Annotated in this window: 24 protein-coding genes; 14 read left to right on the top strand and 10 right to left on the bottom strand. The window is 64.7% G+C overall.

The genetic code is table 11. The features are described from left to right. The first annotated feature begins 136 nt into the window (after positions 1-136). The 6 genes from glnT to DVO78_RS01600 all read left to right on the top strand — a co-directional run bounded on the left by glnT (position 137) and on the right by DVO78_RS01600 (position 6,307). Complete coding sequence (gene glnT / locus DVO78_RS01625; RefSeq protein WP_120003046.1) at positions 137-1,453, top strand: type III glutamate--ammonia ligase; 1,317 nt, start codon at positions 137-139, stop codon at positions 1,451-1,453. Positions 1,454-1,468: 15 nt separating this feature from the next. After that, entirely contained in the window at positions 1,469-2,398 is a 930-nt protein-coding gene (locus DVO78_RS01620; protein ID WP_120003045.1) for a class II glutamine amidotransferase domain-containing protein, read from the top strand. After that, positions 2,395-3,090: a GltB/FmdC/FwdC-like GXGXG domain-containing protein gene (locus DVO78_RS01615; protein WP_120003044.1), complete on the top strand. Its 696-nt coding sequence runs from the start codon at positions 2,395-2,397 to the stop codon at positions 3,088-3,090. The genes DVO78_RS01620 and DVO78_RS01615 overlap by 4 nt, the downstream gene beginning before the upstream one ends. Positions 3,091-3,103: 13 nt before the next feature. Then, positions 3,104-4,447 (top strand): FMN-binding glutamate synthase family protein, encoded by a 1,344-nt coding sequence (locus DVO78_RS01610; protein WP_120003043.1) that lies wholly within the window; start codon positions 3,104-3,106, stop codon positions 4,445-4,447. Beyond that, a complete protein-coding gene (locus tag DVO78_RS01605) occupies positions 4,434-5,567 on the top strand; it encodes an FAD-dependent oxidoreductase (protein ID WP_120003042.1) in 1,134 nt (377 codons plus the stop codon). The genes DVO78_RS01610 and DVO78_RS01605 overlap by 14 nt, the downstream gene beginning before the upstream one ends. Before the next feature lie 62 nt (positions 5,568-5,629). Beyond that, on the top strand, positions 5,630-6,307 hold the full coding sequence (locus tag DVO78_RS01600) for a helix-turn-helix domain-containing protein (protein WP_120003041.1): 678 nt from the start codon (positions 5,630-5,632) through the stop codon (positions 6,305-6,307). A 103-nt stretch (positions 6,308-6,410) separates the two neighbouring features. Here the strand turns inward: DVO78_RS01600 and DVO78_RS01595 are convergent, their stop codons facing one another. From DVO78_RS01595 to DVO78_RS01570, 7 genes are all read right to left on the bottom strand, one after another. Next, positions 6,411-6,749 (bottom strand): P-II family nitrogen regulator, encoded by a 339-nt coding sequence (locus DVO78_RS01595; RefSeq protein WP_120003040.1) that lies wholly within the window; start codon positions 6,747-6,749, stop codon positions 6,411-6,413. Positions 6,750-6,760: 11 nt separating this feature from the next. Further along, positions 6,761-7,990, bottom strand: a complete 1,230-nt coding sequence (locus DVO78_RS01590; RefSeq protein WP_238385079.1) for an ammonium transporter — start codon at positions 7,988-7,990, stop codon at positions 6,761-6,763. A gap of 57 nt (positions 7,991-8,047) precedes the next feature. Then, on the bottom strand, positions 8,048-9,061 hold the full coding sequence (locus DVO78_RS01585; RefSeq protein ID WP_120003039.1) for a heme-dependent oxidative N-demethylase family protein: 1,014 nt from the start codon (positions 9,059-9,061) through the stop codon (positions 8,048-8,050). Continuing rightward, positions 9,058-9,999 carry a PDR/VanB family oxidoreductase gene (locus DVO78_RS01580; RefSeq protein WP_120003038.1) on the bottom strand — a complete coding sequence of 314 codons (942 nt, stop codon included), beginning with the start codon at positions 9,997-9,999 and terminating at the stop codon, positions 9,058-9,060. Before DVO78_RS01580 ends, DVO78_RS01585 begins: the two co-directional genes overlap by 4 nt. Continuing rightward, positions 9,996-10,544 carry a dimethylamine monooxygenase subunit DmmA family protein gene (locus tag DVO78_RS01575; RefSeq protein ID WP_120003037.1) on the bottom strand — a complete coding sequence of 183 codons (549 nt, stop codon included), beginning with the start codon at positions 10,542-10,544 and terminating at the stop codon, positions 9,996-9,998. The genes DVO78_RS01580 and DVO78_RS01575 overlap by 4 nt, the downstream gene beginning before the upstream one ends. A 446-nt stretch (positions 10,545-10,990) precedes the next feature. Continuing rightward, on the bottom strand, positions 10,991-11,158 hold the full coding sequence (locus DVO78_RS17395) for a hypothetical protein (RefSeq protein ID WP_157983800.1): 168 nt from the start codon (positions 11,156-11,158) through the stop codon (positions 10,991-10,993). Positions 11,159-11,177: 19 nt separating this feature from the next. Continuing rightward, a complete protein-coding gene (locus DVO78_RS01570) occupies positions 11,178-11,864 on the bottom strand; it encodes a YqeB family protein (protein WP_120003036.1) in 687 nt (228 codons plus the stop codon). Between the two features lie 123 nt (positions 11,865-11,987). On the opposite strand from DVO78_RS01570, the gene DVO78_RS01565 reads away from it, so the two are divergent. From DVO78_RS01565 to DVO78_RS01555, 3 genes are all read left to right on the top strand, one after another. Further along, entirely contained in the window at positions 11,988-12,593 is a 606-nt protein-coding gene (locus DVO78_RS01565; protein WP_120003035.1) for a TetR/AcrR family transcriptional regulator, read from the top strand. Positions 12,594-12,666: 73 nt separating this feature from the next. Further along, positions 12,667-13,026 (top strand): hypothetical protein, encoded by a 360-nt coding sequence (locus DVO78_RS01560; protein ID WP_120003034.1) that lies wholly within the window; start codon positions 12,667-12,669, stop codon positions 13,024-13,026. Between the two features lie 48 nt (positions 13,027-13,074). Continuing rightward, positions 13,075-13,365 (top strand): hypothetical protein, encoded by a 291-nt coding sequence (locus DVO78_RS01555; RefSeq protein WP_120003033.1) that lies wholly within the window; start codon positions 13,075-13,077, stop codon positions 13,363-13,365. On the opposite strand, the gene DVO78_RS01550 is transcribed toward DVO78_RS01555, so the two are convergent. Together DVO78_RS01550 and DVO78_RS01545 are read right to left on the bottom strand one after the other, a co-directional pair. Further along, complete coding sequence (locus DVO78_RS01550) at positions 13,309-13,581, bottom strand: hypothetical protein (protein WP_120003032.1); 273 nt, start codon at positions 13,579-13,581, stop codon at positions 13,309-13,311. The two genes, DVO78_RS01555 and DVO78_RS01550, sit on opposite strands and share 57 nt — an antisense overlap. A 21-nt stretch (positions 13,582-13,602) precedes the next feature. Further along, a complete protein-coding gene (locus tag DVO78_RS01545; protein ID WP_120003031.1) occupies positions 13,603-14,727 on the bottom strand; it encodes a S8 family serine peptidase in 1,125 nt (374 codons plus the stop codon). A 228-nt stretch (positions 14,728-14,955) separates the two neighbouring features. Between DVO78_RS01545 and DVO78_RS01540 the strand changes: the two genes are divergently transcribed. From DVO78_RS01540 to DVO78_RS01525, 4 genes are all read left to right on the top strand, one after another. Then, positions 14,956-16,161: a 5-(carboxyamino)imidazole ribonucleotide synthase gene (locus tag DVO78_RS01540; RefSeq protein ID WP_420799046.1), complete on the top strand. Its 1,206-nt coding sequence runs from the start codon at positions 14,956-14,958 to the stop codon at positions 16,159-16,161. Beyond that, on the top strand, positions 16,158-16,775 hold the full coding sequence (purE, locus tag DVO78_RS01535) for a 5-(carboxyamino)imidazole ribonucleotide mutase (RefSeq protein ID WP_120003029.1): 618 nt from the start codon (positions 16,158-16,160) through the stop codon (positions 16,773-16,775). The genes DVO78_RS01540 and purE overlap by 4 nt, the downstream gene beginning before the upstream one ends. Continuing rightward, complete coding sequence (locus DVO78_RS01530; protein WP_120003028.1) at positions 16,772-18,433, top strand: LCP family glycopolymer transferase; 1,662 nt, start codon at positions 16,772-16,774, stop codon at positions 18,431-18,433. Before purE ends, DVO78_RS01530 begins: the two co-directional genes overlap by 4 nt. Positions 18,434-18,529: 96 nt before the next feature. Continuing rightward, positions 18,530-19,057 (top strand): GtrA family protein, encoded by a 528-nt coding sequence (locus DVO78_RS01525; protein ID WP_120003168.1) that lies wholly within the window; start codon positions 18,530-18,532, stop codon positions 19,055-19,057. On the opposite strand, the gene DVO78_RS01520 is transcribed toward DVO78_RS01525, so the two are convergent. Continuing rightward, positions 19,050-19,874 (bottom strand): TIGR03089 family protein, encoded by an 825-nt coding sequence (locus tag DVO78_RS01520; RefSeq protein ID WP_120003027.1) that lies wholly within the window; start codon positions 19,872-19,874, stop codon positions 19,050-19,052. The genes DVO78_RS01525 and DVO78_RS01520 overlap by 8 nt on opposite strands. Before the next feature lie 179 nt (positions 19,875-20,053). Here DVO78_RS01520 and DVO78_RS18115 point away from each other — a divergent pair, with 179 nt between their 5' ends. After that, complete coding sequence (locus tag DVO78_RS18115; protein ID WP_120003026.1) at positions 20,054-20,608, top strand: WhiB family transcriptional regulator; 555 nt, start codon at positions 20,054-20,056, stop codon at positions 20,606-20,608. The last annotated feature ends 15 nt before the right edge of the window (positions 20,609-20,623 follow it).

Below are 20,623 nucleotides of genomic sequence, written 5' to 3'. Positions count from 1 at the left end.
GACCATGCGAGGCGGCAGCACTGCGCAGTGCTGCCGCCTCCTTGTTTCGCTGCTGAGACCCTCCGTTCACACCTCTGAAACACATCATGTGTTTACTTGAGGTGTACACTGATTCCTGGCAGTGAAAGGTACGTCCATGTCCTCCCCGGATCTCAAAGACCTCGTCGCAGAGCACGGCACCACATTCATCCTGGCGCTCTTCGTCGACCTCCACGGCAAGCCCTGCGCCAAACTGGTGCCCGTCGAAGCCCTCGATACGCTCATTGAGGAGGGCGTCGGCTTTGCCGGCTACGCCGCCGGGGCCATGGGCCAGGAGCCGAAGGACCCCGACATCATGGCTTTGCCCGACGCCTCCAGCTTCACTCCGGTGCCGTTCATCCGCGAGGGCCTGGCCATCGTCCACTGCGACCCGCATGTGGAGGGCGAACGCTGGGGCTACTCGCCGCGCGTGATCCTCAAAGACCTGATCGCCCGCGCCGCCGAGAGCGGCTTCGAGCCGCATCTGGGCGCTGAAGTGGAGTACTTCCTGCTGAAGAGGGACGAGAACGGCAAGCTCGTCACCGCCGACGATGGCGACAACCACGCCCAGCCCTGCTACGACGCCCGCGGCGTCACCCGCATGTTCGGGCACCTCTCCGAGATCTCGCAGGCCATGAACGCCCTGGGCTGGGGAAACTACGCCAACGACCATGAGGACGGCAACGGTCAGTTCGAGCAGAACTTCCGCTACGCCGACGCCCTCACCACTGCCGACCGAGTGGTCACCCTGCGCTACCTCATCACCATGGTCGCAGAGAAACGCGGCATGATCGCCACCTTTATGCCCAAGCCTTTTGCCGACCGCACCGGCTCAGGCCTGCACTTCCACATCTCTCTGACCTCACAGGGCAAGCCGGTCTTTCCCGGTGAGAACAAGGATCTCCATGGACTGGGACTCTCCGAGACCGCCTACCACTTCGTCGGCGGGCTGCTGGAACATGCCTGCGCCCTACAGGCCCTGCTGGCTCCCACCGTCAACTCCTATAAGCGCACCGGTGCCGTGTCGACCACCTCCGGTGCGTCCTGGGCCCCGCGCACCGCCACATACGGCGGCAACGACCGCACTCACTATATTCGCGTGCCCGACGAGCAGCGCGTCGAGCTGCGCGGCGGCGACGGCTCCGCCAACCCCTACCTTGCCGCGGCCGCGCTCATCGGCGCCGGGCTGGACGGCATTGCCAAGAAGACCAGCCCGGGAACCCCCGGCGGGAAGCGAGAGGATGCTCCCAGGCTGCCGCTGACGCTCATGGACGCCGTCGAATCCTTTGAGACCGACAAGACCATTCTGGATGTCCTCGGAACCGTCAATCCGGATGTCGGCGGTTACTACGCCAAGATCAAACGCCAAGAGTTCTACGACTACCACGCCCAGGTCACCGAATGGGAGCTGACACGCTACCTGACCGCCTTCTAGAAAGGACACGCAAACATGTGCGGAATCGTCGGATTGCACCTGCGCAATCCCGAGCTCTACCCGAGACTGGGAAAATTGCTGACCTCCATGCTCTGTGAGATGGAGGAGCGCGGCGCCGATTCGGCAGGTGTGGCCGTCTACGGCGACCCCACCTGGTCACCACCGGGAACTGTCACCGTCTCAGTGCTGGAATCCGGTCTCACAGCCGGGGAGCTCTCCGAGGCGCTGACCGCGCAGCTTGGCACCGAGGTGAGCGTGCATCAGGCCGACGCCACCCAGCTGGCCAGCGCCGTCACCGACGTTGAAGAGTTGAAGACAGCTGTGGCGGAGATCGCCCCGGAGGCGCTCATCTGCGGCTTCGGGCAGGACCTCGCAGTGCTCAAGGGGGTCGGCCACCCGCGTGACCTTGCCGAGGCCTACGGCCTCCGCAGCGCCGAGGGCTGGCAGGGGGTCGGCCATACCCGGATGGCCACCGAGTCCGCGGTGACCCCAGGAGGCTGTCATCCCTATGCGGTAGGTGACGGGCAGTGCATGGTGCACAACGGCAGCTTCTCCAACCACGCCACCATCCGCCGGGAGCTGAGGCGCAAAGGCGTGGAGTTCGACTCGGAGAACGACACCGAAGTCGGGGCCCGGTTCATCGCTGACCGGATGATCGAGGGCAGCGGCTTGGAGCAGGCCGTCGACGCGCTCGCCGAGAATTTCGACGGCTTCTACACTCTGCTGGTCTCAGACCGGGACTCCTTCGCCGTGGTCCGCGATGCCATCGCCTGTAAGCCTGCGATCATCGCCGAAACCGAGGACTGGGTCGCCATGGCCAGTGAATACCGCGCATTGGCCGAACTGCCCGGGGTGGAGGACGCGATCCTCTATGAGCCCGAGCCGAACAGGATCTACGCATGGTCGCGGAAGCAGGCCGAGCTGAAGGAGGTGGCAATTGCATGAGCACCGCAATCGATACCCTCATCTTTGACCTCTCCACCACCACCTTGCGAGAGGCGAACCAGGCGCTGCATGCAGAGGATCTGACAGGGGAGGTCCTGATCACCAATCCTCGCGGAGCCCACGCAGTGGCAGCAGGGGTCGACGCCGAGGTCCAGATCACCGTAGAGGGACACGTCGGGTACTACGCCGCCGGCATGAACAAGCATGCTGCCATCACCATCACCGGCAATGCCGGGGTCGGTGTCGCCGAGAACATGATGAGCGGCCGGGTGCATGTCCAGGGAAACGCCAGCCAGTCCGCCGGCGCCACTGCCCACGGAGGCATGCTGGTGATCGACGGGGATGCCGCAGCTCGCTGCGGCATCTCCATGAAGGGCGTGGACATCATCGTCGGCGGAAGCATCGGCCATATGAGCGCCTTCATGGCTCAATCCGGCAGGCTCGTCGTGCGTGGGGACGCCGGTGAGGCACTCGGCGACTCCATCTATGAGGCCCGCCTCTTCGTCAGGGGCGAGGTCTCCTCGCTCGGTGCTGACTGCATCCCCAAGCCCATGAGCCAAGAGCATCACTCGGAGTTGAGGGAGCTCCTCGACGCCGCCGGATACTCCGACGACGACACCCGCGACTACACCCGTTACGGCTCAGCGCGCCGGCTCTACCACTTCAGGGTAGACAACGCGGCCAGCTACTGAGAGAGGACCATCAGTGACCACACGATCCGATATGCGCGCCGCACGTGGACTGCGCGAGTCCGCCACCTTTGACCGTGCCACCATCGCTGATATCCGCCGAGCTGCAGAGACCGGCGTTTACGACATCCGCGGTGGCGGTTCCAAGCGGCGTCTGCCCCATTTCGACGATCTGCTCTTCCTGGGCGCCTCCATGTCCCGATACCCGCTCGAGGGCTATCGTGAGCGCTGCGGCACCGATGTGGTCCTCGGTGCCCGCTACGCGGAAAACCCTCTTCATCTGGACATCCCGGTCACCATCGCCGGGATGAGCTTCGGTGCGCTCTCCGGGCGTGCCAAAGAAGCATTGGGCCGCGGAGCCTCCGCGGTGGGCACCTCCACCACCACCGGAGACGGCGGGATGACCAATGAGGAGCGACGGCAGTCCAAGACCCTGGTCTATCAGTACCTGCCCTCCCGCTACGGAATGAACCCCGACCACCTGCGCATGGCCGATGCCATTGAGGTGGTCCTCGGCCAGGGTGCCAAGCCCGGCGGAGGCGGAATGCTGCTGGGGCAGAAGATCACGGAGCGAGTCGCTGAAATGCGCACCCTTCCAGTGGGCATCGACCAGCGCTCGGCCTGCAGGCATCCGGACTGGACCGGGCCTGACGACCTGACCATCAAAATTCAGGAGCTGCGTGAGATTACCGACTGGAAGGTGCCGGTATACATCAAAGTCGGAGCGTCCCGCACCTACTACGACGTCAAGCTGGCAGTCCACGCCGGAGCCGACGTCGTGGTCGTCGACGGAATGCAAGGGTCTACGGCGGCTACCCAGGAGGTCTTCATCGAACATGTGGGCATCCCCACCCTTGCTGCGGTACCGCAGGCAGCCTGCGCCCTGCGCGAGCTCGGAGTGGAGCGGGAGGTCCAGCTCATCGTCTCTGGAGGTATCCGCACCGGAGCCGACGTCGCCAAGGCCTTGGCGCTGGGTGCGGACGCGGTAGCGATCGGTTCGGCGGCGCTGATCGCACTGGGCGACAACGACCCCGATTATGCCGAGGAATATGAGCAGCTCGGCTCCGCCGCCGGGTTCTTCGACGATTACCAGGACGGCAGGGACCCTACGGGCATCACCACCCAGGACCCTGAACTCCAGAAGCGCTTGGACCCTGAGACCGCCGGACGCAGGCTGGCCAACTACCTTCAGGTGATGACGATGGAGGCGCAGACCATCGCCCGGGCCTGCGGCAAGTCTCATGTGAACCATCTGGAGCCGGAGGATCTGGTCGCTCTTACCGTGGAGTCCGCGGCCATGGCGAAGGTGCCGCTGGCGGGTACCGACTGGATTCCCGGGGGCGCTGTTGGTCACCACTGAGGCAGATGTCGTCGTCATCGGGGCCGGGCTGGCCGGTGCATCTGCGGCCTGGCATCTTGCGGCGTCGGGGTGCGGCGTGGCGCTGCTCGAGCGGTTCCGCATCGGACACCCCCACGGTTCCAGCCACGGCACTTCCCGCATCTTCCGGCGAGCATATGCAGACCCCTTCTATGTCGAACTCACCGGCATAGCGGAGCGCTACTGGGACCAGTTGGAAGCTGAGTCCGGTCAGCCGCTGAGAACCTTCACCGGCGGCCTGGACACCGGAGGAGCGCGCGATCCGGCGGGACTGTTGGAGGTGCTGCGTTCCAGCGGCGTTTCGGCGCAGATGATGACTGCCCAGGAGATCGCAGAGCGCTGGCCCGGAATCAGGGTTGACGAACCTACGATGTTCCATCCAGACGCCGGATGGCTCAACGCCGACACCTCAGTGGCAGCGATGGTGCGCCTGGCCGAGCGGCACGGCGCCGAGGTCAGCACAGGCGTGACGGTGGAGTCGATCGAGGCTATGGAGAGCGGAATCATGGTTCACGCGGAGACCGGGGCCTCATGGTCAGCATCACATGTGGTGCTCTCCATGGGGGCGTGGCTGCCGGAGCAGTTGCCGGGATTCCTGCGCGAGCTGGGACTCAAGCCCGAGCTGCCGCAGTTCACCGTCAAGCAGCAGGAGGTCTTTTACTTCCGTCAGCGCGATGCGACGGTGCATTACCCCACTGTGGTGCACAAAGGGCGTTCCCGGGAGGGCGACGGCGAGTTCTACACATTGCCCTCGGGTGCTGACGGAGGGGCTGAGCCGGCGATGAAGATCGGCCAGTTCAACAGTGCTTTTCCGACGACGGCCAGTGGACGGGACAAGGTGATCGACCCGCGTGCCAGGCGCGACGTCGGGCGATACCTGGAGCAGCACTTCCCCGGACTCGAACATGATCCGGTGGCGGCGGCCAGTTGCCTGTTCACCATGACCGGCGATCAGGACTTTCTGATCGACACGGTGGGGCCCATCACGGTGGCCTCGCCCTGCTCCGGGCACGGTGCCAAGTTCGCACCGCTGCTGGGCAGACTCATTGCTGACGCTGTGGAGAGCAGGTCGGTCCTGCCCCGGTTCGCTTTCCGCAGCTGAGAGCCAGACAAGAGTCGACGAATTGTTGTCTCCTCCGGGGAAACGTCAATTACCCTAGAGTGATGACTGCAGAGAACCCTGAACCCACCGACGGCGACGAGCAGCTGCTTCGCAATGTGGCTGGACAAGCGCGCGAACGCGCTGCCGATGAACCGCTGTCAACGGATAGCCTTGCCGAGACCATTGGCTTCAACGTTCGTGCACTGAGGCAGCAGCACGGGCTCTCGGTCTCAGAGATGGCTGAGCGGATCGGCCTCTCCAAGGCGATGCTCTCCAAGGTTGAGAATGCCCAGACCTCCTCCTCACTGTCCACGCTGGGGCTGTTGGCACGCGGGCTTGACGTTCCTGTGACCAGCCTGTTCCGGGGTGCCGATACGGAGCGGGAAGCGGTCTACACCGCTGCCGGAAACGGACCCATGATCACTCGCAACGGAACCAAGGCCGGGCACGCCTACGAGCTGTTGGGCGCGCTTCGCGGCCAGCACAAGCGCCTGGAGTCCCTCCTTGTCACCCTGAGCCAGGACTCAGATGCCTATCCCCTCTTTCAGCACCCCGGCACCGAGTTCATCTACTTGCTTGAAGGTGTGATGGAGTACGGCCACGGCATCTCCACCTACCGGCTTGCTCCCGGAGACACCCTGCAGTTCGACGGCGAAGCACCGCATGGGCCGACCGGGCTGCTGGAGCTTCCTATCCGGTTCCTCTCTATCATCGCGTTTCCGGACAACACCTATCACTGATCCTCAGGCGCCGCGGCGGTGGTCCGCGCAGGAGAAGGTGGGGGTGTCTGCTGTCGGTGACAGACACCCCCACCTTCGGGAGGGCCCACATGGAAGTGGGGGACTAGATGGCGTCGGCGCCGTGTTCGCCGGTGCGCACACGCACCACGCCGGTGATTTCAGTGGCCCAGACTTTGCCGTCGCCGATCTCTCCGGTGCGTGCTGCGGCGACTATGGCGTCGATGATCTCCTCGACGATTTCGCCGGGTACCACCACCTCAATCTTGGTCTTGGGCAGGAAGTCCACGGAGAACTCCTTGCCGCGGAAGACCTCTTTGCGGCCCCCCTGGGTGCCATAGCCGAGCACATCGGTGACGGTCAGACCGCCGATTCCCTTGGTGGCCAGCGCTTCGGTGACAGCGTCGAGCTTCTTGCGCTGGATGACTGCGGTGACGAGTTTCATGGCGGCTCTCCCTATTTGTTGTCGTAGGCGGTCTGGCCGTGGAGGGTGAAGTCGAGGTCGTCCTCGTCCTCCTCGCTGACGCGGATGCCCATGGTCTTGTCCATGATCTTCACGATGATCCATGTCATGCCGAAGGCATAGGCACAGGTCACGCCGATTGCGATCAGCTCTCCACCGAGCAGGCCGATGTCGCCGCCGAAGAGCACACCGCGGATCGGTTCGTCGTTGGTGTAGGTGGCCCAGCCGAAGAAGACCACGAACATCGCGCCGACAATACCCCCGATACCGTGCACCGCGAAGGCGTCCAGGGATTCATCGATTCCGAGTCTGGTCTTCCAGGTGCATGCCCAGGCGACGAAGGCGCCGGCGATGAAGCCCAGCGCGAGAGCACCGAAGGGGTCCACGGCATCGGCCGCAGGCGTGATGGCCACCAGACCGGCGATGATGCCCGAGGCCATGCCCAGAACCGTAGCCTTCCCGGTCCTGATCTTCTCATAGAACATGAACCCGAGCATGCCGGTGCCACCGGCGTAGAGCGTGGTCATGATGGTGTACTGGGCGAGGTAATTGGCTCCTGCCGCTGTGCCGCCGTTGAAGCCGAACCAGCCCATCCACAGGATGCCTGCACCGAGCAGCACCAGAGGCAGGCTGTGCGGCCTGGTCCCAGTGTTCTTGCGCGGCCCCAGCACCAGGGCAAGCGCCAGAGCGCCGAACCCTGAGGCCATATGCACTGCGGTGCCGCCGGCGTAGTCGTGGAAGTTGATGTACTCAGCCATCCAGCCGTCGCCGAAGACCCAGTGGCCCAGGGGGAAGTACACCAGGGTGGCCCAGACCACCGAGAACACCAACCAGGCCGAGAACTTCATCCGGCCCAGTGCGCCGGAGGCGATGATCGACACCGTGATGCAGGCGAAGAGGGTGAAGAACGCCAGGTCGATGATTTCGGTGAAGCCTCCGTCGACCCCGACCTCTTCATGGCCGATGATTCCGAAGTAGTCGGTCGGATTGCCGATCACACCTCCCAGCGATTCGCCGAGCACCATCCCGTGTCCGTAGAACACATAGATGATTGAGACCGTGCCCAGGGTGGTCATCGCCATGGCGAACATATTGAGCACATTCTTGGACCCGGACATGCCGCCGTAGAACAGCGCCAATCCGGGGAACATCAGCAGGACGACCGTCATGGCCGCCAATATCCACGCTACGTCTGCGAATTCCTGCATCATCTCGACGTCCATCGGCGCAGACCTCCATTCATTACTAGTGCGAAGTGATCATTGGTGAGGGGACAGGGACTACGACGACGGCGCCTGGCTTTCGAGCCAGGCGACGGCGCGATCCCGGTAGGAGATGAAGCCTTTGTAGTCGGCCATATCCTCCGGGAGCTCTTGGAGTACCGCGTGGGTGCGGGCTCGCCACGGCTCGATGCGGGCAAGCTGTTCGAGAGGGAGCATGTAGGTGCGGATCAGGAACATCACCGCACCGGAGTCCGGCAGGCGCACCAGGTGCTGGACCTCCACGCGGAGATGGACGCTTGCGCCGAAGGTCTGGTCATCGGTGGTCTGAATCCACCCGCGATCAGGACCCCATTCGTGGTAGACCTCGGTGGAGACGTCCAGTCGCCGCCCGATGGTCAGGGTCCAGTTGGTACGCCGGTAAGGCGTCGAGGGCTGCAGCCGCATCAGGAAGGTCTGGGCGCGGGCGATCACCCCCATGTCGTGAACCCGGGGGACCGGGCCGTGGATCTCCAGGAAGCTCATGCCGACGTCGAAGCCGAAACTCCAGTCGGCGGCAAAGGTAATGATTCCGGCGTCGACGAACAGCTGCCCCTCCCGCTGGTCCAGCAGGGCGATGTCCTCCTGCACTTGGGATCCGATGAATCCCAGCGGGCCGGTCTCGGGCTCCGGCAGGGTGGTCTCATCGGCGTAGGTGAACCGCTGTTCGATGCCTTGCTTGCGGTTGATCCAGGTGAAGGTGCCGTCATCGTCGCGGGTGAGTGTGAACTCCCGCGGGTAGGCCGTCCCCAGCTCCTGCATCAGGGTCAGCATGGCGTCCCATGCGGCCGGACGCATATGAGGCAGCACTTGCTGGCGGGAAGGATCCCGCTGGAGGATCGCAGCACGTTCGTCCAGCTCATGGTGGTACTCGCTGTCCACGTGGAGCATGGACGCACCCCACTGTCCGGCGGGTGTGGGTACCAGCTTGCCTGCCGGCTCCACATTGGTGGAGTACCGGTAGGTGTCCTGCGGGAAGGGAAAGGGGAAGGTCTCCACCAGGTCCCTCTCCAGCGGCGGTGCGGTGGTGGTCATAGGGCAATCTCCAGTTCTTCCTCCCGCGCCCGGGAGACGCAGCACATCATCTGTTCGTCGGACTCTTTCTCCTCCTCGGTGAGGAAGTGGTCGCGATGCAGGACCGCCCCGGTCCTGACTGGGAGCACGCATTCACCACACACACCCTGGCGGCAGAGATTCGGGATGTCGAAGCCCTTCTTCTCCAGTGCCTCCAGCAGGGAGATCCCGGACGGGACGGTGAACTTCTGGTTCGACTCGGTCAGCACCACCTCGAAGGGGTCACCGGGATCCAGGGCGTCGATGCCGAAGCGTTCAGTGTGAATCCGTCCGGGCGGCCAGCCTGCCCCCCTGGCGGTGCCGACCACAATGTCCATGAACGGCTCCGGGCCGCAGCAGTACAGATGCGTACCGATCGGCTGGCGGATCACGGCCTCTGCGAAGGCGGCGGCGAACTCCGCCCGCGAGTCCAGACACCTGACCCGGCCCGGGGCCAGGGTCTTCAGCTCGTCGCAGTGGGCACCGTGACCGGGCCGGTGGGCGTAGAGGACTTCGACGGGGATGCCCCACGCGGCGGCAGCGCGCAGGTGCGAGAAGATCGGGGTAACTCCGATGCCTCCGGCGATCAGCAGCTGCTTGCGGGCTTTCAGCTGTGGTGCGAAGGCGGAGCGGGGCGGACGGGCTGTCAGGCGTTCCCCCGGCTGTCGCTCGTGAAGCCAGCGGCTGCCGCCGCTGCCTTCATGGATCCGCAGAACGGAGATCTGGTAGCTGGTGGGCATGACCGGGTCTGAGATCAGCGAGTAGGCGTTGGCTTTTCCTGAGCATTCGAGCACCAAGTGGGAGCCCGGGGTGAAGGAGGGCAGTACTCGGCCTTCTGGGTGCTTCAGCGTCAGGGTGCTCACTTCAGGTGCTGACTCAGTGATGTCTGCGATCTCCAACTCCAGGGTCGGCGCGCTCATGCGGCTTCTCCCGCACCCGTCAGTTCGTAGGCTTCAGCGTCATGCTTGAATCCCAGGAAGCTGCCCTGTCTGCGGGATACGTGGTAATAGACCAGCAGGTCGGTCCCGCAGTGCAGACAGGTGACGACGTCGTCGATCGCGGCCCTGACCACTGACTCTCCGGTGCAGTGGACGCAGTACAGCGGTATCTCTGACACCTCTGTGGTGCAGACGATGATCTCTTCGTCCAGCAGAGAATGCTCCAGGGCGGCGGCTCGGGCGGCCAGGACTGGAGCCAGGGGTCCGTGGAGCATCAGCCGGAAACCCACCGAGGCTGAATCGATGAGGAGGCCCACCGCTTGGCGGATATCAGCTTTGGAGGCTTCTGAGAGATCAATCAGATCGTAGGGGATGCCTGCGTGGTCCAGTTCCTGCCCCCAGGTCCTGCGCGGCTCCTGGTCCGAAGCGAAAGTGACCAGGGCTGCGCGCGCGGCGACACGGTCGAGGGGCATGCCAGCAGTCGCGACGGCCCAGGCTGGTACTGAGGTCTGCTCAAGTGTGGGCATTCCGTGCGTCTCCTGACAGGCAAGCTGCCGTCAATAGCTGATAAACGTTGTTTTCCCACAGTAAACAGTTTTGTGTTTCAGGCACGTATCGCGAGCGAAAAAGACACGTGAACATCACCACTGCACTCGTGCGGGTGATCAAGGTGAGCGGGCTTGCAGCCCGAGCTGACGGAGAACGCCACACAGTTCGAGGAAAGAGTCGAGGAGGCTGCCGCAGCCGCAGTCAGTCGTGCTGCGAGCCGGGGAGGGCGAGCACGTGGACGGGAATGTCTGCTGGTTCACCGGTCCGTGAGCGCATGGCTTCGAGTCCTGTGACAGGGCGCCTGTCCTCCTCGACCGTGCCCCACGCGCAGCTCGCTGCTGAGCGAGTCTGCGGACTATCGGGCCTCCCCAACTGTGACCGACCAGCACCAGGTGCCGGTGCGGAACTGACTCAACAACCGTGATCAGATCGCCGGCCAGCCGATCCAGGGTAGGGGAAACGGAGCGGGTTCGCTCTTGCCGTAGCCTGCCCGGTCATAGGCCACAGCAGTCGCGAAGCTGCTGACCTCGTTCTGCACAGGGACCCAGTAGCGGCCGCTGGCTCCCAGGCCGGCTTCGAAGACCACCAGCACGTTGACTCAGCTGTGGCGGTCAGGGCTGGGGGAGGAGCCGGTACTGCTGCTTCTCACCCCGATCACGGACGACGACGCCTCGCTCGGCCAGTTCATCGCGCAGGGACTCTGCCTCCCCGGTCTTTCCATCGGTGAGGGCACGACGGCGTGCCCTCAGCAGAGAGTGGGCGGCGCTGTCGAGCCCTGGACTGCGGTCCACCCAGTCGGTGAAGGCGTCATCGCGCGGATCCTTCGTGCCTGCCCAGGGGTATTCATAGCTGGTGAAGGCTTGGGTGAGCTTCTCCGCCAGGCCGTTGTCCGATACTGTCCGGGAGAGCTCCCCGAGGCGGTCATCGACTATGACGAGTTCATCCTTGTCAAGAAATATCTCTGCGATCTCTTGGCGGGAAAAGATGCTGGAGGACTTCTTCGACTCCAGGCGCACTGACTCCTGATCGACCACCACGCGCCCCACTTCGTCGTTCCAGATGCTGAAGACAACCCACCCGCCGAAAGCGCCGAGCAGTGTCAGCAGGGGCATCGACCAGATCAGCGGCAGTTGATCGATCAGACGCAGCGGCGCTGGTGCGGTATCGATCCTCTCGAGCAGCCACGACACCGCAGGGCCCACCAGCAGTGAGGCCACCAACCCGATGACTGCACCGGCGGCGGCGAAGGCTGGTGCCATTTTCGAATCGACGGTCACTGTGATTCTGGGTCCGGACACAGGGGTGCTCCTTCTGGTGGACGTGCTGTCCCTCCGCGACGTTCTGCGCGGCGACCAGAAACCAGAGTATCCTAAAACCGAGCGATCACTCTATTAATCGATGCATAAGGAGAAAGGGCGTGTATGGCGCGAACAGTCGATCCTGAACAATACGCCGCTAAGCGCCAGCACATCCTCGACTGCGCTGCGGTCCTCTTCGCCGAACAGGGGTACGAACGCACCACCACCGCACAGCTCTGCACACAGGCAGGAATCAGCCCGGGCAACCTCTACCACTACTTCACAGGCAAGAAAGAGGTGTTTCTGGCGGTGCTCACCCAGGACGAGCAGGATACCCATTCACTGCTGGAGAGGCTCGTGGCAGAACCAGATCCGCTTCAGGCGCTGCTGAGGTATGTATCCCATCTGGCTGAGCCTGCCGCAGCGCACCCAATGGTGGCGCAGCTGGTGCTGGAGGCGATGCTCCAGGCCTACCGCGACCCCGAGATCAGCGCAGAAATGGAGCGGGTCGATCGCGATGAGCAGGAAGGCATTCGGGTTCTGCTGCGCAGGGCGGTGGACTCCGGCCAGATCCATAGCACCCAGAATGTTGATCAGGCGGTGGCGTGGATCAGTGCCATGATCGGCGCCATGTACCTGGGGGCCGCGCTGAACCCGGGGTTTGATCCAGCACAGCAGCTGCCCCATCTGAGTGTGACGGTTCGTGCGTATCTGGAAGCGGAACTGTAGGTGGGCACAGAGCCTAAGTCGCCTTGAGCATGGTCGGGCTTTCTGCGTAGCGGGCCGGGGATATCCTGGAGCTGTGAAAGATGACTGGATCGAACACAGGCGCGAAGACGGCGAACGCATCGGCTGGATATGCATGGCAGGAGAGCAGTTCGTGGCTGTCGACATCCTCGGCCGCGAGGTCACCGGCGAGGTCGATTGGCTCGAAGCCGAGGAAACCCTTGATGCGATGGGCTTGTCGTTCCTGGCTGAGCCGTGGCTGTTTCAGCGCGCCGACGGCACCACGGTCCGCGTGCGCATCACCGAACTGAGCCCTAGCGGCATTCGAGTCCGTGAAGATGACTTCGGTGCTGCCGCCGCTGTGGGAGCTGATGTGCAGGACCACAGTCTTCCGTTCCCAGCCCCGGATACGCTGCGCCAGGTCACGGCCCATTAGCATCGCATCTCTGGTCTGAGCAGGCCAGCGGCTATTATTCTTAGGCGCATGGTCAAGGCGCATAGTACGGCGGGGATCGAAGAAACCAGCGGCATTGCCTGGGACGACTGGGTCAAGCTGCTCGACGAGGCCGGTGCCTCCAAGGCCTATGCCGGGGATAAGGACGCGGCATTGGCCCGATGGTTGGAGGTCGTTCACGACCGTGAGGAGTTCGGTGACGTCCCCCTGGAAGAGGAACCGAAAACCTCCTTCACGGAGAAGGGGTCATCGCTGAATCAGGGGCTACTGAACCTCGGCATCCGGGGGCTTGATGCTGTACTGCTGCACAGCATCTACTGAGACAACCCCTGAGACCGCGGCAAGCGGTTCAGGAGCCGAATCCTCAGCAGCGCTGCCTCCGACCGCGTCCTTCGTCTGGGTGCGGCCGGTGACCTGACCTAGGCTGCGAAGCACGCGGATGACCTCCAGCCCGGCGGATTCGAGCTCGGCAACGATCTCATCGAGCCGGTGGAGATCCTGATCGTCGACCGTGACGATCCATTCCTTCTCTGACATGCTCACAGCACTCCCTGGGCTTTACCGGTCCTGCGGCTCGGGGACGGTGGCTAGGCCGGCACCGACATCCTCAGGGTCTTCGTCCTCAAGTGCTGCGGCATGGGTGACCAGCTCCTGCCAGAGCTGCTCACCACGGGTCTCGCTGACTCCGCAGATCAGCGCGGCGATCCCGGAGACATGCGGGGTGGCCATGGAGGTGCCGCTGATGGACCGGTGCCGCTCTTCTCCCAGCCAGGCGGAGTAGACATCCACTCCGGGGGCGGTGAGGTCGATCTCCCCGCCGTCGTGGGGTGCGGACCTGGCGGAGAAATCTGCGGTGCGCAGCTGCGAGTCCACAGCGGCGACAGCCATGATGTGCGGGCTGTTCGCCGGGGCACCGACGAACCCGGGATCCCCTTCGCTGCGCTGAGCGTTGTTTCCGGCCGCAGCGATGATCAGCGATCCGCTCTCCAGGGCGCGGCGCCCGGCAGCCACATACGGGGGGTGCACCTCGCGCACATCCGCACCCAGGGACATGGAAATGACCTGGCAGTCATTCTGCAGGGCCCAGTCGATACCGGCCAGGATCGAAGTGTCCGAGCCGGTGCCGTCGTCGCCGAGCACTTTGCCTGAATAGATCTCTGATTCCGGTGCCACCCCGTACCCCGGGCCCGTCTCCGGCTGCCACGGGCCGCAGGCGGTGCCGATGCAGTGAGTGCCATGGCCGTGGGCGTCGTCGGGCCCTTCACCGTCAATGAAGGACTCGGTGACGATGGTGCGTGCGGCGAAATCCGGGTGCGCAGCGTCGAACCCGGTATCGAGCACGGCCACGCGCACACCGGCCCCGGCCTGCCCCAGCTGCTGGGCGGAGGCGATGCCGATGGCCTGCAGCCCCCAGGTAAGTTCTGAGGTGTCCTCGAACCCCGGCTCGGCAGTGTCGGTGATGGCGTAGTAGGTCAGCTCCGGGGTGTAGCTCATGGGGCGGTTCTGCTCACGGCACCGGCTGCTCAAGGACTCCAGCTGATCCGGCTCACCCTCGACCACCCCGATTCCCAAGCGGGGAAAGTAGGTCTCGGTGGAGAACCCCTGGGAGCTGAGGAGTCCGGGAGCGTCATCCTGCAGCACTGCAGAGTCAGAGGTGTCAAATGTCACCACGTACCGTGCCATGGCTCAGTGTTCCTTTCATCGCGAAGCGTACCGGTCCACACCAGAGTAGGGCCGTACCCTGCGTATTCGCCGGGAGTCTCTGCGCTACAGCCCACTGGATTCTCTGCCCAGGTGCTGGCCCTTGCGGTGTTGCGCGGAGCCGATGATCGGCGATAGCGCGCATAATGGGGAACTGTGACTACTTCTGTACCTAAGATCGGGGTGCTCGGAGACGGGCAGCTGGCCCGCATGATGGCACCGGCGGCGGTTGAGCTCGGCATCGAGCTGCACCTGCTGGCCGGCAGCCCGAGCGCCTCCGCGGCACAGGTCATCCCACACACCACTCTCGGTGATTACCGCAGCAGTGCTGACGTGCTGGCCTTCGCCGAAGGCCTGGACGCTATCACCTTCGACCATGAACATGTGCCCGCCGACGTACTCGCAGCGCTCGATCAGGCAGGGGTCGCGATGAACCCCTCACCCGGTGCGCTGGTCTACGCCCAGGACAAACTCGCCATGCGGCGGGCGGTGCAGGAACTCGGTCTGCCCACCCCGCACTGGGCCGAGGTGGGCACCGCTGCGGAACTGGTCAGTTTCGGCAACGCCGTCGGCTGGCCGGTGGTGCTGAAGACCCCGCGAGGCGGCTACGACGGCAAGGGCGTGCGCATCATCGACAGCGCCGAGTCCACCCCGTCAGCGCAGGATTGGTTCGACCGTGCCGCAGCGGAGAAGACCGGGCTGCTGGCTGAACAGAGGATCCCCTTCACCCGGGAGCTCTCCGCGCAGGTCGCCCGCCGAGCCTCCGGCGCTGTGGTCGCCTACCCGGTGGTGGAATCCAACCAGACCGACGGGGTCTGCGATGAGGTCATCGCCCCGGCACCGAGGACCTCTGAGCACCACATGGCAGAAGCTGAGCGCATCGCCCGGACCATTGCCGAGAAGCTCGGCGTCACCGGGATGCTGGCCGTGGAGCTGTTCGAGATCTCCGAAACTGACACCGCCACTGATCTGTCTCCCGGGATCTACATCAACGAACTTGCCATGCGGCCGCACAACTCCGGGCACTGGAGCATGGACGGCTCGGTCACCAGCCAGTTCGAGCAGCACCTGCGCGCAGTGCTCGACCTGCCGCTGGGAAACACCTCGGTCACCGGCGGTGCCCGCGGCTACGTGGTGATGAAGAACCTGCTCGGCTCGGCTGACCCCGGACGTGCCGAACAAGGGGTTCACCCCTCAGTGCATGCGGCGATGCGCCGCTCCCCGCATTCGAAGATCCACCTCTACGGCAAAGAGCAGCGCCCAGGCCGGAAGATCGGCCACATCAATCTCCTGAGCCAGACCACCCGGCCGAATGAGGATTACGAGGCCACCATCAAACGTCTGGACCGGGCCCGGCACACAGCGGCCGACACCGCGCGGATCCTGATCGAAGGACCAGAGGAGGGAACAATATGACCACCACGGAGTCCACAACGGCACTCGTCGGCCTGGTCATGGGGTCCAACTCCGACTGGCCGGTGATGAAAGCTGCAGCCGAGGCTCTCGAAGAGTTCGGCATCCCCTTCGAAGCCGACGTGGTCTCCGCCCACCGGATGGCTGCCGAGATGATCGACTATGGCCAGCAGGCCCACGCCCGCGGCCTGCGGGTGATCATCGCCGGCGCCGGGGGAGCAGCCCACCTTCCGGGCATGCTCGCCTCGGTGACCCCTCTGCCGGTGATCGGGGTCCCTGTCCCGCTGAAGCACCTCGACGGCATGGACTCCCTGCTCTCCATCGTTCAGATGCCGGCCGGGGTGCCGGTGGCCACCGTCTCGGTGGGTGGGGCGCGCAACGCCGGACTGCTGGCGGTGCGCACCTTGGCTGCCGGCGCCGATGCGCAGGCGGCAGCCCTGCGGGAGAGACTCCTCGACTTTCAGAGCGAGCTGGCCGCCCAGGCCCACGCCAAGGGGCAGGCGCTGCGGACGGAGGCGGCACAGCTGAGCAGCTTCCGGGCACGGGACGACGGCACGAGCGAGAGCAGCAAACCCGCCGCATCGCCAGGTGCGGGGGGAAGCGAGCCGACGGCGTGATCACCCCCACCATCACTTACCACGAATTCAGCGGGCAGAACGACCTCCTGCGCAACCCGCGGGCCGCCAGCGACCGTGACCGGACCACACGCGCCACCCTGCTGTCGGCGTTGACCCTGTTCGTCCCCGGCGGCGCCCAGATCGTTGCCGGGTCACGCTCCCTGGGCCGGTTCGCGCTCGCCGTCACCGTCGCCTGCTGGTTCACCCTCCTGCTAGGGGCGGCCATGTACTTCACCATGCGCTCAGTCCTGCTCACCGCCCTGACCCAGCCGTTCGTCATGTGGCTGGGCTCCCTCCTGCTGGCAGCCCTGGCCGTAGGATGGCTCATCCTGTGGCTGGACACCTTCCGGCTGATCCGGTTCGGTCAGCTGGCGCCGGGCTTCAAACCGATCATCGCCGTGGTGCTGATCCTGCTCACCACTCTGACCTCCGGGGGCCTTGGCTACGCCGCGCACCTGGTCAATGAAGGGCGCCAGGCCCTGGCCGGGATCTTCTCCTCCGGCGCGGCGATCCCCGCCGAGGACGGCCGCTACAACTTCCTGCTGCTCGGCGCCGATGCCGGGGAGGGCCGTGAGGGTCTGCGCCCCGACTCCATCCATGTGGTCTCCGTCAGCCAGTCCACCGCCGAGACGATCATCTTCTCGATCCCGCGCAATTTCCAGAATGCCCGGTTCAGCGAGGACTCCCCGATGCTGGAGGTCTACCCCAACGGCTACAACTGCGGAAACGACTGCATCATCAACTTCCTCTACACCGAGGTGCACAACAACTACAGCCACCTCTACCCAGAGGCCCGGGATCCCGGGGTCGAAGCCATGATGGACGCCGCCTCAGGCACCCTGGATCTGCGGATCCACGGCTATGTGATGGTTGATATGGGCGGGTTCGCCGAGCTGATCGACGCCATGGGCGGAATCACCGTAGATTCCGGCGGCTGGGTTCCCTACCGGGGCCGCCACCCTGAGACCAACCAGTGGGGGGACCGCTGGTTCGAGCCCGGCACCCTGGAGCTCGACGGCGACGACGCGCTCTCCTTCGCCCGCTCCCGCGACTTCAGCAACGATTTCAACCGCATCCAGCGCCAGCAGTGCGTCCAGCAGGCGATGATCGGACAATTCTCCCCCCAGACCCTGCTGACCAGGTTCACCGAGATCATGGCCGCTGGAGAGAACCTGGTGGAGACGAATCTGCCGCAGTCACAGCTGGGCAGTCTGCTGGACCTGGCCGCCGACGCCCAGAGGAACCAGCCGCAGCGGCTGACCCTCGGCGCCCCCGATTTCGGCACCGCCGGTGATCTGTTCTCCACCTATCCCGACTTTGATCAGATCCACGCCCGGGTCGATGAGCTGATCGCCAATGAGGGAGCCGACGACGACGCGGTGGCTGAGGATCAGGACGAGGCGCAGACCGAGCCGGATTCGCCAGAGGACGCCGCTGAACCAGATGGGGACGCCCCTGGCCCCACCCCGGACCAGACCGATGACGCGGTGGCCGGCGATGAGCCCGCGGACCAGGAGACTGCTGATCCGGCAGAGCTGACACAGGCTGATGGTTCGGCCCTTACCGAGGTCTACCTCATCGAAGCGCAGGCCCGTGGCGAGCTCGGTCTCCTGGAGCAGGCTGCCAACACCAACGGCGACTGCAGCCCCGCAGGGTAGTTGAGGTGCGAGCACTGTGACTTTCGGACGGGTGATGGAGGGTTGGCGTGCCGCGGGCACGACATCAGCGCTGGTAGAGTCTCTGCGGTGTCCAGCATGATCACCTCTCTGTGGAGCCGCGCCGTCGGACTCTTCAAGCTGCTCTGGCGGGAACTCGCCAAATTCGGCACCGTCGGCGCCGTAGCGTTCGTCATCGACTCCGCAGTCTTCCTCTGGCTGATCACCGGCACCATGAACGATTCACATGTGAAGGCCAAAGCCATCTCTGTGGCCGTTGCAACGCTGTTCTCCTGGCTCGGCAACCGCTACTGGACCTTCCGGCACCAGCGCACCCGCACCCGGCTGCGTGAGCTGATGATGTTCGTGTTGATGAACGCCATCGGGCTGCTGATCATGTCCGGGTGTGTGGCGTTCTCCTACTACGTCCTGGGGCTGCGCAGCGAGCTGGCGTCATTCATCTCCGGTTCGATCATCGGTATGGGGGTGGCTATGTGCTTCCGGTTCGTGGCGTATAAGCTCTGGGTCTTCACCGGCAGCAGCGATGCTGACACGGCCCGCGCGGCCGCCTATGCCGCCCCCTACACCGGTGAGGTTCCCCGGGTGGGCGACCATACCGCTAGGTAAGTCCTTCGTTGCGGCGCATCTGCTCCCAGCGCTCTCCGCCGGGCGTCCCGGCGAACAGGACGACGACGCCGCCGGAGCTCCATGTGCCCAGCATCTGAGGATAGCTCTCAGGGCCCCATTCGGTCAGCACCAGAGGCCCGTCCTCCGGGGCGTCTGCGGCGTCCGGCAGCGCCACAGCAGGCAGCGGGGCCAGCAAGTGGTCGGGGTGCTGCCGCACCTCGGCGGAGACATCGGTGACCCAGGCTGGAATCTGCTGACCTGTTGCCTCCGCGAAAGACACGTCCAACAGCCCGGGGGAGACAGCGGCCAGTTCGGCCTCCCCCAGCGCGCCGCTGTCGATCACCTCCAGGGGGCGGTCTGTCACCACCAGCTTGGCTGCCGTCTCTGCCCCTGGGGCGCCGGGTGCTGCCAGCCGGACCTCAGTCCCCATGGTCCCGGCGGCCAGGACGACCGCAGCAGTCTTCCAGTGCAGCTGCATATCCACCAGCACCGTGTCATCCGGGGAGAGGTCGTGCTCTTCGGCGAAGAGACCGATCATTTTGGTGGCCCAATTGGCCAGCACCCGGCCGGAGAGCTCGATTCGTTCGGGCTCTTCCGAGGCGACTGAGGATGGTGTGCCTTGAGGCACGCCAACAGCTTCAGGTGTGATGGCCGCGGCCTCTGCACGCGGCCGAGAGCCGTGCGGGGTTTCCCCGCCGGCGGGACCAGCACTGTAGTGAACCACCGCCGGCTGAGGCCGCGAGCCCAGCAGCTGCAGCAGCTCTGCGAACTCGGTCGGAACCCTCCGTGCCGGGCTCCCCAGCGTCAGTGGACTCATGTCTGGACCTCCTATGGAAAACTGCTGATCACGGCATCGTGCTTTGTGCATCCGGTGCTCGGCGGGGCAGAAGCGACTCGCCGGGAGCACTTGACGAATGTTTACTCACACCAGTGTAATTAGGGGCAACACATTGACCGTGATCGTATCGTGAGGAAAGCGCCAGGGAGGCCCGCAGTATGGGGAATGCACAGCGGCTGAGACAGATCAGTCCCGAGCAGGGCGAGCCATCTGTCCGCAGCAGCGGTCTGGATGTGCCTTCTGACTGGTTCGTGGACCCGGCCGATCCCGCTGCGGCCGAGAATCTCGAGCACGGCAAGACCCTGGACGATCAGGCCACCGCATTCCTGGCCGCCGCCGAGGAGGCTGAGGCCGGCGCAGACGGCACTGTCACGGCACTGAGCGAGGCGCCTTCCCGCCGCGCTGAGCCTGACACCACCGGCTCCGAGGCGAAAGCCCTCGACTCAATCTGGCTGGGCATCCCCACCCTGATCCCGGCCGAGCAGGTCGAAGGCGAGCTGGCGTGGCAGGTCGATGCCCTCTGTGCGCAGACCGATCCGGAGGCGTTTTTCCCGGAGAAGGGCGGATCCACCCGTGATGCCAAGAAGGTATGCGGAGCCTGCCATGTGAAACAGGAATGTCTGGACTATGCTCTGGCCAATGACGAGCGCTTCGGAATCTGGGGAGGGCTGTCCGAACGTGAGCGCCGGAAGCTGAAGAAGCGGGCCCGCTAGGTGATCCCAGCCGAA

This window comes from Nesterenkonia muleiensis (assembly GCF_003600155.1).
Classification (GTDB): domain Bacteria; phylum Actinomycetota; class Actinomycetes; order Actinomycetales; family Micrococcaceae; genus Nesterenkonia; species Nesterenkonia muleiensis.
This window is presented reverse-complemented; position numbering and strand designations above follow the sequence as displayed.